Origin of the sequence: Xanthomonas sp. NCPPB 1754 (assembly GCF_041475725.2) — a bacterium.
GTDB lineage: Bacteria > Pseudomonadota > Gammaproteobacteria > Xanthomonadales > Xanthomonadaceae > Xanthomonas > Xanthomonas euvesicatoria.
On the sequence record NZ_CM192982.1, the window covers coordinates 3,510,355 to 3,523,486 of the forward strand.

A 13,132-nucleotide genomic window follows, 5' to 3' on the forward strand; every position below is an offset into this window, starting at 1 on the left:
GCCATCTACGCGCGGCCGCAGCATGACCGACGCGTTTCGCTTACAGGAGTGCAGTTCCCATGACGACCGATAGCCGCCAGTTCGCGGCTCCATCCCGCCGCCACGCCGGAGCTGCACCCAGGAGCCGAATGCTCGCGTTCGCTCTGTTGCTCGCGCTGCCCGCGCTGCACGTCAACGCGGCGCAATCGCCCACCGCCCCTACCGCCACTACGCTCAGCCCCGAGGCGATCGACCAGCAGTGGCTCGATGCCACCGCTGCCTATGCGCCCGAACGCGAGCGTCTGGTGCGCGAAGCCGAAGCCGGCGCACGCAAGGGCCCGTTCCGTCCCGACTGGGCCGCACTGAAGGCCTATCAATCGCCGTCGTGGTACGACAACGCCAAGTTCGGCATCTTCATCCACTGGGGCGTGTTCTCGGTGCCGGCGTTCGGCAGCGAGTGGTATTCGCGCAACATGTATCTGCAAGGCTCCAAGGAATTTGCCCATCACGTGGCGACCTACGGGCCGCAGGCGAGTTCCGGCTACAAGGATCTGATTCCCAAGTTCACCGCGCCCAAGTTCGACCCGAATGGCTGGGCCAAGCTGTTCCGGCAATCCGGCGCGCGCTATGTAGTGCCGGTGGCCGAGCACCACGACGGTTTTGCGCTGTACGACTCCAAGTTGTCCGACTGGACCGCAATGAAGATGGGGCCCAAGCGCGACCTGCTGGGCGAGTTGTCCAAGGCCATCCGCGCACAAGGGCTGCATTTCGGGCTGTCATCGCACCGTGCCGAACACAACTGGTTCTTCGATGGCGGGCGCACCTTCGATTCGGACGTCAACGATCCGCGTTACGCCGCGCTGTATGGTCCGGCGCAGGTGCGCCTGCCGGGCAAGGACGATGCCGATGTGGCCAACGACTGGACACCGGTCTCGCAGGCCTGGCTGGACGATTGGCTGGCGCGCACCACCGAGTTGATCGACACCTATCAACCGGACCTGATCTATTTCGATTGGTGGATCGCCCACCCCACCTTCCGCCGCAGCCTGCCGACGATGCTGGCGTATTACTACAATCAGGGCGCGGCGCGTACCGAAGCAGACCGCGGCGTGGTGGTGAACTACAAGCTGGGCGCCTTCCCCGAAGGTGCAGGCACGCTGGATATCGAGCGCGGCCAGCTCACCGGCATCCACCCCACGCATTGGCAGACCGATACCTCGGTAAGCAACGCCTCGTGGGGCTATATCGAAAACGACACCTACAAGTCGCCCACCTTCATCATCCACATGCTGGCCGACGTGGTGGCCAAAAACGGCAACCTGATGCTCAACATCGGCCCGCGCGCCGATGGTTCGATTCCGGAGACCGAGCGCGGCATCCTGCTGGCGATCGGCAAGTGGCTCAAGACCAACGGCGGCGCGATCTACGACAGCAAGCCGTGGCGCGTGTATGGCGAAGGCCCCACCGAAGTGGTGGGCGGCACTTTCCAGGACATCAAGACCAAGCCGTACACGGCCGAGGATTTCCGCTTCACCACGCGCGATGGCGCGCTGTATGCGATCGAACTCGGCTGGCCCAGCAATGGCGAGGCGGTGATCCGCTCGCTCAAGGCCGCCGACGGCGTGCGCGCGGTGACCTTGCTGGCAAACGGCAAGAAGATCCCGTTCGAACAACGGGCCGACGGCCTGCATCTGCGCCTGCCGGTCAAGCCGGTTGGCGAGAGTGCCTACGTCTTCCGCATCGACCTCTCCTCCCCCACTCCCTGACGGATGTTGTCTTTCATGAGCAAGCGATTGACCTGGATGTTGCTCGCGCTGGCATTTGCCTGCGCCCCGGCCTTGGCCAAAAACCCCACGGCGTTGTTCTATCTGATGAACACGCAGAAATCGACCAACTCGTTCATTGCCAACGTCGACAAGATCGATGTGGTGGTGCCCACCTGGTACGGCGTGGACCAGAACGGCCTGGTCAACGGCACCCCCAACATGTACCTGTACGACATCGCCAAGCAGCACAAGCTGCGGGTGATGCCGATCCTGTCGATGACGACCGGTCGCGAAGGCTTCCACAAGCTGATGCATGACGAAGCCGCCAAGAAGCGCATGATCGAATCGCTGCTCATCCACGGCAAGCAGCACAAGTACTACGGCTTCCAGTTCGATTTCGAAAACATCGCCTGGACCGACCGCGACGCCTACACGCTGATGGTCAAGCAGACCGCAGATGCGCTGCACAAGGCCGGTTTCAAGATGTCGGTCGCCGTGGTGCCGAATGCACCGGGTTATGCCGAAGGCGGCCAGTTCTCCAAGTGGATGTGGGAATACTGGCGCGGTGCGTACGACCTCAAGGCGCTGGGCCAGGCGGTGGATCTGGTCAGCCTGATGACCTACGACCAGCACACGCGCTGGACCACGCCGGGCCCGGTCGATGGCATGGTGTGGATGAAGAAGCACCTGGATTACGCCATCACCCAGGTGCCGAAGGACAAGCTGTCGCTGGGCATCGCCACCTACGGCTACCGCTGGTACACCGGCAACCCGGTGAAGGAAGACGGCACCGAGGCATCGAACATTTCTGCAACGTATATCGATGCAGACGAGTCGTTCCCGCTGGCGCAGGAACAGAACGCCACCGTGCAGTGGGATCCGGTCGAGCAGGAATCGTGGTTCTACTTCTATCGCGACGACATGCGCGAGTGGGTGTTCCGCCCGGACGCGCGCAGCTTCAAGGCACGTTACGAGCTGACCAAGCAATACGGCCTGGAAGGCTTCAGCTGCTGGGTGCTGGGCGCCGAAGACCCGAAGGTCTGGGACGAGCTACCGACCGCGCAGCGCTAAGCGCAGCCGACGCTACGATGGCACAGTGATTAGGCGGGCGCGGCTGGTGCAAGGAATCGGACTGCGTGGCTGCATTCCGATTCCAGCGTTGCCCGCGCCCGTTTTGCAGCGACCGACGCCCCTGACGTGATCGCATGACCACGCGGTGCCCACGCTGCGCAGCGGGACCAAGCGTGCGCCAGTCACTGCGTCTTCCGACACGGCTTTGCTACTGTGCGTGGCTGCCGTGTACCGCCGCCATACCGGGATGTGATTGCATGACGTCGAACTCCGCACCCACCGCACGCCTGACAGCCGTCGCGCCGTTCTCCTCGCGCCTGCTTGCGCTTGCGTTCGCAGCAGTGTCGCTGGCCGGCTGCGGTCAACGTGCGCCAGGCACCTCGCCGGCCGCTGCCACCGCGGGCGCACCTGCTGCCGCAACCGCAGACACTGCGGGTACCCCGTTGCCACTGATTCCCGCAGCAGTCGAGGTCAAACGCGGTAGCGGCAGCTTCACGGTGGGCGCCGGCACGGTGATCTCGATCGTACCCGGCGATGCCGATGCACGCCGCAGTGCCGAACATCTGGCCGATTTGCTGCAACGCACACGCGGGCTGCGGTTGGAAGTGCGCGCCGAAACCAGCGCATCGCCGGGCAGCATCCGCCTGGAGCGCAGCGCGCAGGCGCCGGTAGCGCACAAGGAAGGCTACAGCCTGGAGGCCGACGCCAGGGGCGTGCGCATCGCCGCGCGCGATGGCGCCGGCTTGTTGTACGGCGCAATCAGCGCCTGGCAATTGATGACACCGGATGCACGCAAGGGCGAGGTCCGGCTGCCGGCGGTGACGATTCGCGACTGGCCGCGTTTCAGCTGGCGCGGCCAGCACCTGGATGTGGCCCGGCATTTCCATGATGTGGACACGGTCAAGCATGTGCTCGATACGATGGCCCTGCACAAGCTCAACGTGCTGCATTGGCATCTCACCGATGACCAGGGCTGGCGCATCGAGATCAAGCGCTATCCCAAGCTCACCGAGGTAGGCGCATGGCGCACACCGCCCGGCGCCGGCCAGCACGGCACGCCGCAGCGTTATGGCGGCTTCTACACCCAGGAACAGATCAGCGAGATCGTCGCCTATGCGGCGCGCCTGCATATCACCGTGCTGCCGGAACTGGACATGCCCGGCCATGCACAGGCAGCCGTTGCCGCCTACCCCGAAGAAGTGGGCGTACCCGGCGCACGCACGCAGGTGGGCGTGGACTGGGGCGTCAACCCGTACCTGTTCAACACCAGCGAACGTAGCCTGACCTTCATCACCAACGTGCTGGACGAAGTGCTGACCTTGTTCCCATCGACCTACATCCACATCGGTGGCGATGAGGCGGTGAAGGATCAATGGGAAGCCTCGCCGGCGGTGCGCGCGCAGATGCGCAAGCTCGGGGTCAAGGACGCGCATGCGATGCAGGGCTGGTTCAACGAACAGCTGGCGGCCTACCTCACCCAGCACGGCCGGCGCATGATCGGCTGGGATGAAATTCTGGAAGGCGGCGTGCCGGCCAGTGCGTCGGTGATGTCGTGGCGCGGCATCGAAGGCGCGGTGATTGCAGCACAGCAAGGCCATGATGTGGTGCTGGCGCCGGGCGACTGGCTGTATCTGGACAACCTGCAGACCACGCGCAGTGACGAACCGAACGGTCGCCTCACGGTGTTGCCGCTGTCGAAGGTCTACGCATTCGACCCGGTACCGGCCGAGCTCAGCGCCGAACAGGCCAGGCATGTACTGGGCGCACAAGGCGCGTTGTGGTCCGAATACATCCCCTCGCAGTGGCATGTGGATCACGCCTTGTTCCCGCGGTTATCTGCAATAGCGGAAGTGACCTGGTCGCCGCCGGCAGCGCGCAACTGGAACAGCTTTCTGGCCCGCATGCCGGCGCAGCTGCAGCGCTACAAGGCGCTGGGCATCGATTACAGCGACGGCGCCTTCGCTGCCGATATCGCGCTGGAAGGCGGACCCAATCCGGTGCTCGCCGGCGGGCCGGCCAAGGTGACACTGAGCACGCAAGCCGGCGCGGGCACGCTGCACTACACCATCGACGGCAGCGAGCCCACGCCGGCATCGCCGCGCTACAGCGCGCCGTTGACGATTCGATTGCCGACCACGGTCAAGGCCACGGCGTTCGATGCGAACGGCACGCCGCTGGCGGCCACGCGCAGCCGTACCTTCGATCGCGCCAGTTTGTTGCGGGTGGATACGCAGGGACTGCAGCACTGCGTCGAAACCGGCGCGCTCGGCTTGCGGCTGCCGCTGCTGCCGGAGATGACCGGCGCCGACACGCCGGTGTACAACGTCGACCTGTTCCATGCCTGCCGCCTGTATCCGCAGGCACGGCTGGACGGTATCGGCGCAATCCGCATCGACGCCGCACGCCTGCCCAACAATTTCGGCCTGGCGCACGAGCAATCCAAGGTCGTGCAATACCCGGCCAAAACCCGCGGCGGTGAGCTGGAAGTGCGTCTGGGCTGCGACGGCGATCTGATCGCCAGCGTGCAGCTGCCGCGCAGCGACACCCTGGGCGAACAATTCACCCTGGAAACCGCACTGCCTGCACGCACCGGCATCCACGATCTCTGCCTGCGCTTCACCGCGCCGATCCGCGGCCCCCTGTATGCCATCGGCGCCGTCCAACTGATTGAAACCACTGCGCAGGCGCCCCCCGCCGCCACGCGCTGAGCCACCCTAGGAGAGTCACGCATGCCCCTGTCACGTCATCGTTTTGTTCCCGCCCCCGCCCGTCTCGGGCTTGCCCTGGCCTTGGCCATCTCGCAGGCCTGGGCAGCACCGCCGACGGCAGTGACGCTGGACAGCGGCTGGCAGGTGCGGCTGGTGCCGGGTCAGGAGCAGGGCAAGACGTATCCGAAGGCAGCGGCGTGGCTGCCGGCGCAGGTGCCCGGTGCGGTGCAGACCGACCTGATCGCCGCCAAGATCGTGCCCGACCCGTTCTATCGCGATAACGAAGGCAAGATCCAGTGGGCGGGCCTGAGCGATTGGCAGTACCAGACCCGTTTCAATGTCGATGCGGCCACACTCAAGCGCGAACATGTCGAGCTGGTGTTCGACGGCCTGGACACGTTTGCCGAGGTCACCCTCAATGGCAAGCAGCTGCTCAGCGCCGACAACATGTTCCGGCAGTGGCGCGTGGATGCGAAATCCTTGCTCAAGCGTGGCGATAACGTGCTCGAGGTCAAGCTGTATTCGCCGATCAAGAAGATCCAGCCGTGGCTGGCCAAGCAACCGTATGCGCTGCCGGGCGCCTACGATTCGGCGTTCGGGGACGAGCCGGAGGCACGCCACAGCTCTACCTACGTGCGCAAGGCGCCGTACAACTTCGGTTGGGATTGGGGCCCGCGCATGGTCAATGCCGGCATCTGGAAGGATGTGCGCGTGGAAGCGTGGGACGCCGTGCGGGTGGATGGGCTGCATATCGCCCAGCAACGCGTGGATGCCGATAGCGCGCAATTGCAGGCGCAGCTGGAACTGCAGGCCGGCCGCAGCGGGCCGGTGCAGGTGACGCTGGATGTACTGGGCCCGGATGGGCAAAACGTCGGCCAGTTCACCCAGGACGCGGTGGTCGATCCCGGCCAGAACCGCATCGAGCTGGCGGTGCGCATCGCCAAGCCCAAGCGCTGGTTCCCGGCCGGCTACGGCGCGCAGGACCGCTACACCTTCGTGGCCAACGTACGCGATGCCGATGGCGACAGCCAGCAGATCAAGCGGGTCACCGGCCTGCGCTCGGTGGAGCTGCGCCGCGAAAAAGACCAGTACGGCAAGAGCATGGAGATCGTGATCAACGGCATCCCGATCTTCGCCAAGGGGGCCAACCTGATTCCGCTGGATGCCTTCCCCGCACGTGTCACGCACGCGCGCATGCGCAGCACCTTGCAGGACGCGCGCGATGCCAACATGAACATGCTGCGCATGTGGGGCGGCGGGCATTACCAGGACGACTATTTTTACGACGTCGCCGACGAGCTTGGCATCATGATCTGGCAGGACTTCATGTTCGGCGGCGCGGTGCCGCCGTACGACGTGGAGTTCCGCGAGAACACCCGGCAGGAGGCGATCGAACAGGTCAAGCGGCTGCGCGATCACCCCAGCATCGTGTTGTGGTGCGGCAACAACGAAGTGCAGACCGGCTGGGAAAACTGGGGCGACCGGGTCAAGTTCAAGCAGTCGGTGGACCCGGAAGAACGCGCCCGCATCGAACGCGGCATGACCACCTTGTTCGGCACCGTATTCCGTGAAGTGGTGGCCACCTACGATAACGACGTGCCGTACTGGGCCACCTCGCCGGGCACCGATTTCGATGGCGCGGCCGACCAGACCAACGATGGCGACATGCATTACTGGAAGGTGTGGGGCGGCCCTGCCCTGCCGGTCACCGAATACCTCAACGTCACCCCGCGCTTCATGTCCGAGTACGGCCTGCAGTCGTTCCCCGATATGCGCACCGTGCGGGCGTTTGCCGAGCCCGGCGACATGGATCCGGAATCGCCGGTGATGCGCGTGCATCAGAAGTTTGACAAGGGCAACGGCAACAAGCGGCTGATGCTGTACATCCGCCGCGAATTCGGCGAGCCCAAGGATTTCGACAGTTTCGTCTACCTGAGCCAGCTGATGCAGGCCGAAGGCATCAACATCGCCGCTTCGCATCTGCGTGCCTCTCGCCCGCAGTCGATGGGTTCGCTGTACTGGCAGCTCAACGATGTGTGGCCGGGCGCGTCGTGGTCCAGCGTGGATTACTACGGCCGCTGGAAGGCGCTGCATTACCACGCACGGCGCTTCTACGCGCCGGAAATGATCGCCGCATTGCGCAGCGACAAGGGCCAGACCGAGGTGTCGCTGGTCTCCGACCGCACCACCCCGCTGGCAGCGCGCTGGCGCATGCGGGTGATGGGCATGGATGGCAAGGTGCTGAGCAAGCGCGAAGAAAAAGCCAGCGTCAAACCGCTGAGCAGCCTGCAGGTGGGCAACTTCAGCGACAAGCAATTGCTGGGCAGCGCCGATCCCAAGCGCACCTACGCGGTGTTCGAGCTGCTCGACGGCGACACATTACTCTCGCGCGAGGTGGTGTTCTTCGCGCCGGCCAAGCAGCTTGCATTGCCTACCGCGAAGATCGACAGCCAGTGGCGTGCCGATGGCGATGGCTACGCACTCACCCTGACCAGCAACACGCTGGCGCGCGAGGTGTGGCTGTCGTTCGGCGATGTGGATGCCACGCTGTCGGACAACGCCTTCGACCTGCTGCCGGGTGAGCCACTGACCGTGCGGGTGAGCAGCAAGGCGGCACTGGCGCAGTTGCAATCCACGCTGCAGGTGCGCGACCTGGCCGCCACGCTGGCTGGCGCGCCGCCGGAGCCTGCCGAAGCAAAGTAAAACCGCCAGCAACAGGTCTCAGCAGACGACGCAGCACGCGCGTAAGCACGCTGCTTTATCCGCGAAGACCGCATGTAGCGCTGACGGCTCCATGCAATGCATCGCACGCAAGGCAGTCAGCGATTTGTAATGACCACTGCCCGCAGCATCACTGCGGGCGACCCAAGCGCAACGCGTGACGGCCATGGCCGCCGCGCAGGAGTGAACCGATGTCGTTGTCCGTCTTTCCGTGCCGTCTTGCCGCTGCACTCAGTGTGAGCCTGGCCCTGCCGCTCATCGCTGCACCGGCAGTGGCCGCAAAAAACACCGATGCAACGCCCGAACAGCGCGCCGCCGCCCTGGTCGCGCAAATGAGCCGCGAAGAAAAAGTGGCCCAGGCCATGAACGATGCACCGGCGATTCCGCGCCTGGGCATCCCCGCCTACGAGTGGTGGAGCGAAGGCCTGCACGGCATCGCGCGCAACGGCTACGCCACGGTGTTTCCGCAGTCGATTGGCCTGGCGGCGAGCTGGAATACCCGCCTGATGCAGCAGGTGGGCACGGTGGTGTCCACCGAAGCGCGCGCCAAGTTTAACCAGGCCGGTGGTCCGGGCAAGGACCATAAACGCTACGCCGGTCTTACCATCTGGTCGCCCAACATCAACATCTTCCGCGACCCGCGCTGGGGCCGTGGCATGGAAACCTACGGCGAAGATCCGTTTCTCACCGGGCAGATGGCGGTGGGCTTTATCCGCGGCCTGCAGGGCGAGGACCTCAACCATCCACGCACGATCGCCACGCCCAAGCACATCGCGGTGCACAGCGGCCCCGAGCCGGGCCGGCATGGCTTCGATGTGGATGTCTCGCCACGCGATGTGGAAGCGACCTATACGCCGGCCTTCCGCGCTGCCATCGTCGAAGGCCAGGCCGGCTCGGTGATGTGTGCGTACAACTCGCTGCACGGCACCCCGGCGTGCGCCGCCGACTGGTTGCTCAACGGCCGCGTGCGCGGCGACTGGGGCTTCAAGGGCTTTGTGGTGTCCGATTGCGATGCGGTCGACGACATGACCCAGTTCCATTATTTCCGCCCGGACAACGCCGGCTCGTCGGCCGCCGCGCTGAAGGCCGGGCACGATCTCAACTGCGGGCATGCCTATCGCGAACTCGGCACGGCGATCGCGCGCGGTGAAGTGGACGAAGCCTTGCTGGATCAATCGCTGGTGCGCCTGTTTGCCGCCCGCTACCGCCTGGGCGAGCTGGAGGCCCCGCGCAAGGACCCGTACGCGCGGCTCGGCGCGAAGGACGTGGACAACGCGGCGCATCGTGCGCTGGCCTTGCAGGCGGCCGCCGAGTCGATCGTGCTGCTGAAGAACGATGCCAACACGTTGCCGCTCAAGGCCGGCACGCGGCTGGCGGTGATCGGCCCGAATGCGGATGCACTGGCTGCATTGGAGGCCAACTACCAGGGCACCTCGTCCGCGCCGGTGACGCCGCTGCTGGGCCTGCGTCAGCGCTTCGGTGCGCAGCAGGTGAGCTACGCACAAGGCGCACCGTTGGCTGCCGGCGTGCCCGGCATGATCCCGGAGACGGCACTGCGCAGCGATGGCAAGCCGGGACTGCGTGGCGAATATTTCGACAACGTCGACATGAGCGGTGCTGCACGCGTGGTGCGGCAGGACCGCACGGTGAGCTTCAACTGGGATCAGGTCGCCCCGGCAAAGGGCGTACCGGCCGACCGCTATGCCGTGCGCTGGAGCGGCGAGCTGCTGCCACCCAGCGCTGGCGATTACACCCTGGCAGTGCGCGTGGCGCGTTGCTTCGACTGCAGCGGGCACGACCCGGTACGCCTGTATATCGACGACAAGCTGGTGGTTGCCGGCAACGCCGAAGACAAGCACGTGCCGGCCGGCATGCACAACGCCGACGGCCGGAGCGTGGAAACCGTGCTGCATTTCGACGACACCCGCCCACGCAAGATTCGCCTGGAAATGGAGCATCGCGGCCAGGATCAGGGCGTGCGCCTGGAATGGCTGGCTCCTGCCGCCGCGCAACTGGCCGAAGCCGAGCAGGCCGTGGCACAGGCAGACGCTGTGGTCGCCTTCGTTGGCCTGTCGCCGGATGTGGAAGGCGAAGAGTTGCGGATCGATGTTCCCGGCTTCGACGGTGGCGACCGCAACGACATCGCCCTGCCCGCCCCGCAGCAAGCGCTGCTCGAACGGGCAAAGGCGTCCGGCAAACCGCTGGTGGTGGTGCTGATGAGCGGCAGCGCGGTGGCCTTGAACTGGGCCAAGACGCATGCCGATGCGATCGTGGCCGCGTGGTACCCGGGCCAGTCCGGCGGCACCGCGATCGCGCGCATGCTGGCCGGCGACGACAATCCCGGCGGTCGCCTGCCGGTGACCTTCTACCGCTCCACCAAGGACCTGCCGGCCTACGTCAGCTACGACATGAAGGGCCGCACCTACCGTTACTTCAAGGGCGAGCCGCTGTTTGCGTTCGGCTATGGCCTGAGCTACACCCGCTTTGCCTATGACGCGCCGCAGCTGTCCACCACCACGCTGCAAGCCGGCAGTTCGCTGCAGGTAACCACGACCGTGCGCAATACCGGTGCACGTGCCGGCGACGAAGTGGCGCAGGTGTATCTGCAATATCCGGACCGTCCGCAGTCCCCGTTGCGCAGCCTGGTCGGTTTTCAGCGCGTGCATCTTGCAGCGGGCGAGCAACGCACGCTGACCTTCAACCTGGATGCACGCGCGTTGAGCGACGTGGATCGCAGCGGGCAGCGCGCGGTGGAAGCCGGCAACTACACGTTGTTCGTCGGCGGCGGGCAGCCGGGTACCGGCGCGGCCGGCAATACCGCGCCGTTTTCGATCCAGGGGCGTTCGCCGTTGCCGAAGTAGGCGCCGCATCGCGCTGACGCACGCAGTCGCCGGCCATGCCGGAGCAGGTGGACAACAGCGGCGCGGGTGTCGATGGCGTGTCGACGAGGCACCATGCTGCCGGAGGCAGCGACGTGCATGCCTACGCGCCCTTGTCGGCGTGTTGATCGGCACTGACGATGCCGCTGGAGGGCGGCCGGACGAGTGCCGACGTGCGGGCTGCAGGCCGGAGGTCGTGGTGCCCAGCGTGGCGTTGTCGAAGGCGGTTTGCGGCCCGCATCCAGAAGGGCAGACCGCGGACCGGCCCGCGACTGCGCCATCGAATAGTCCACATGCGGCAACGAATTGTGCGACCGCACTATGCACATTCGGCGCACACGTTGTATGGTCATCGGGAATTGGTCATGCATAGGTCTCATCCTCAGCCGGCAGGTCGCGCGGCTCTGGAGCGGCACTGGCGTGCGGGCCTGCTGTCGACATCCAAGGAGTTCCAGGTCATGCATACCCGCCGCGACATCCTTCAGTTGCTCGGCGCTAGCGCCGGTGCCGGCTTGCTGGCCAGCGCCCTGCCCGCGTTCGCGGCCGCGCCCGCCACCGGCGCGTCCAGTGCAACCGGCCGCTTTGTCAGCAAGCGTCCGCCCAGGGCGCAGCGCCGCTTCGTCAGCAAGGCGGTCGAGCAGCAGATCGCGCAGATCAAGGCGCGCATCGCCGACCCCGAACTGGCCTGGCTGTTCGAGAACTGCTACCCCAACACGCTCGACACCACCGTGGAAACCGGCACCCGCAACGGCAAGCCGGACACCTTCGTCATCACCGGCGACATCCACGCGATGTGGCTGCGCGACTCGTCCGCACAGGTGCACCCGTACGTGCCGCTGGCCAGGCGCGACCCGGCGTTGCGGCGCATGTTCCATGGCCTGATCCAGCGCCAGGCTGCGTGCATCACGCTCGACCCCTATGCCAACGCGTTCCTGCCCGACGGCCAGACCCAGCGCCTGAAGTGGTCGCTCAACGACATCACCGAAATGAAGCCGGGCGTGGGCGAGCGCAAGTGGGAAGTGGATTCGTTGTGCTACCCCATCCGCATTGCGCACGAATACTGGCGCGCCACCGGCGACACCGCACCGTTCGACGACGACTGGCGCGCGGCAATGCACGTGGTGGTCAAGACCTTCCGCGAGCAGCAGCGCAAGGACAACCGCGGCCCGTACGTGTTCCAGCGGCCCTCGCCACTGGCCACCGAAACCCTGGTGCTGGAAGGCTACGGCCAGCCGACCAAGCCCAACGGCATGATCCACTCGATGTTCCGCCCCTCCGACGATGCCTGCGTGTTTCCATTGTTCGTGCCGGCCAACCTGTTCGCAGTCACCTCGCTGCGGCAGCTGGCCACGATGAGCACGGCCTTGCATCGCGACACCGCCTTCGCCGCCGAGTGCACCGCGCTGGCCGACGAAGTGGAAACCGCCACCCGCCGGTTCGGCCAGCAGCGCGATGCCGACGGGCAGGCGTACTGGGCGTTTGAAGTGGACGGCTTCGGTAACCAGTTATTCATTGACGACGCCAATGCACCCGGTCTGCTCAGCCTGGCCTACCTGGGCTGCTGCGATCGCGCCGACCCGGTGTTCCTGCGCACGCGCCAGCTGGCCTGGAGCGAACGCAACCCGTATTTCTCGCGCGGCAAAGCGGCCGAAGGCGTCGGCAGCCCGCACAGCGGCATGGGCACGATCTGGCCGATGTCGATCATTCAGTACGCGCTGGTCAGCGACGACGACGCGCAACTGCGCCAATGCCTGCAATGGTTGAAAACCACCCACGCCGGCACCGGCTTCATGCACGAGGCCTTCGACAAGGACAACCCGAGCACCTTCACCCGCGACTGGTTCGCCTGGGCCAATACCTTGTTCGGCGAACTGATCATCGACCTGCATCAACGCAAACCCCAGCTGCTGCGTAGCGCCTGACCTTCCCCTCTCCCATCGGGACCTCGGTCTCCTTCATTGGGAGAAAGTGCCCGAAGGGCGGATGAGGGTACGGCGCACCCACCTCG

The 13,132-nt window shown here is 65.6% G+C and carries 6 protein-coding genes; all 6 read left to right on the top strand.

Annotated features, from left to right (window positions below):
- The first annotated feature begins 59 nt into the window (after positions 1-59).
- The 6 genes from ACCQ15_RS15335 (at position 60) to ACCQ15_RS15360 (ending at position 13,046) form a co-directional block, all read left to right on the top strand.
- The gene (locus tag ACCQ15_RS15335; protein ID WP_372380742.1) at positions 60-1,745 is read left to right on the top strand and encodes an alpha-L-fucosidase; all 1,686 of its coding nucleotides are present in this window, start codon (positions 60-62) and stop codon (positions 1,743-1,745) included.
- A gap of 3 nt (positions 1,746-1,748) precedes the next feature.
- Positions 1,749-2,816: a glycosyl hydrolase family 18 protein gene (locus ACCQ15_RS15340; RefSeq protein WP_017155577.1), complete on the top strand. Its 1,068-nt coding sequence runs from the start codon at positions 1,749-1,751 to the stop codon at positions 2,814-2,816.
- Positions 2,817-3,073: 257 nt separating this feature from the next.
- Positions 3,074-5,524 (top strand): family 20 glycosylhydrolase, encoded by a 2,451-nt coding sequence (locus tag ACCQ15_RS15345; protein ID WP_031423703.1) that lies wholly within the window; start codon positions 3,074-3,076, stop codon positions 5,522-5,524.
- Positions 5,525-5,545: 21 nt separating this feature from the next.
- Complete coding sequence (locus ACCQ15_RS15350) at positions 5,546-8,227, top strand: beta-mannosidase (protein ID WP_372380743.1); 2,682 nt, start codon at positions 5,546-5,548, stop codon at positions 8,225-8,227.
- A gap of 209 nt (positions 8,228-8,436) precedes the next feature.
- Entirely contained in the window at positions 8,437-11,106 is a 2,670-nt protein-coding gene (locus ACCQ15_RS15355; protein ID WP_122272477.1) for a glycoside hydrolase family 3 C-terminal domain-containing protein, read from the top strand.
- A gap of 476 nt (positions 11,107-11,582) precedes the next feature.
- A complete protein-coding gene (locus ACCQ15_RS15360) occupies positions 11,583-13,046 on the top strand; it encodes a glycoside hydrolase family 125 protein (protein WP_008572053.1) in 1,464 nt (487 codons plus the stop codon).
- Positions 13,047-13,132: the final 86 nt, after the last annotated feature.

What these genes read in the sequence shown, in the direction of transcription:
- ACCQ15_RS15355 (WP_122272477.1), top strand. Translation starts at nt 8,437, where the DNA reads ATGTCGTTGTCCGTCTTTCCGTGCCGTCTTGCCGCTGCACTCAGTGTG.
- ACCQ15_RS15350 (WP_372380743.1), top strand. Translation starts at nt 5,546, where the DNA reads ATGCCCCTGTCACGTCATCGTTTTGTTCCCGCCCCCGCCCGTCTCGGG.
- ACCQ15_RS15340 (WP_017155577.1), top strand. Translation starts at nt 1,749, where the DNA reads ATGTTGTCTTTCATGAGCAAGCGATTGACCTGGATGTTGCTCGCGCTG.
- ACCQ15_RS15335 (WP_372380742.1), top strand. Translation starts at nt 60, where the DNA reads ATGACGACCGATAGCCGCCAGTTCGCGGCTCCATCCCGCCGCCACGCC.
- ACCQ15_RS15360 (WP_008572053.1), top strand. Translation starts at nt 11,583, where the DNA reads ATGCATACCCGCCGCGACATCCTTCAGTTGCTCGGCGCTAGCGCCGGT.
- ACCQ15_RS15345 (WP_031423703.1), top strand. Translation starts at nt 3,074, where the DNA reads ATGACGTCGAACTCCGCACCCACCGCACGCCTGACAGCCGTCGCGCCG.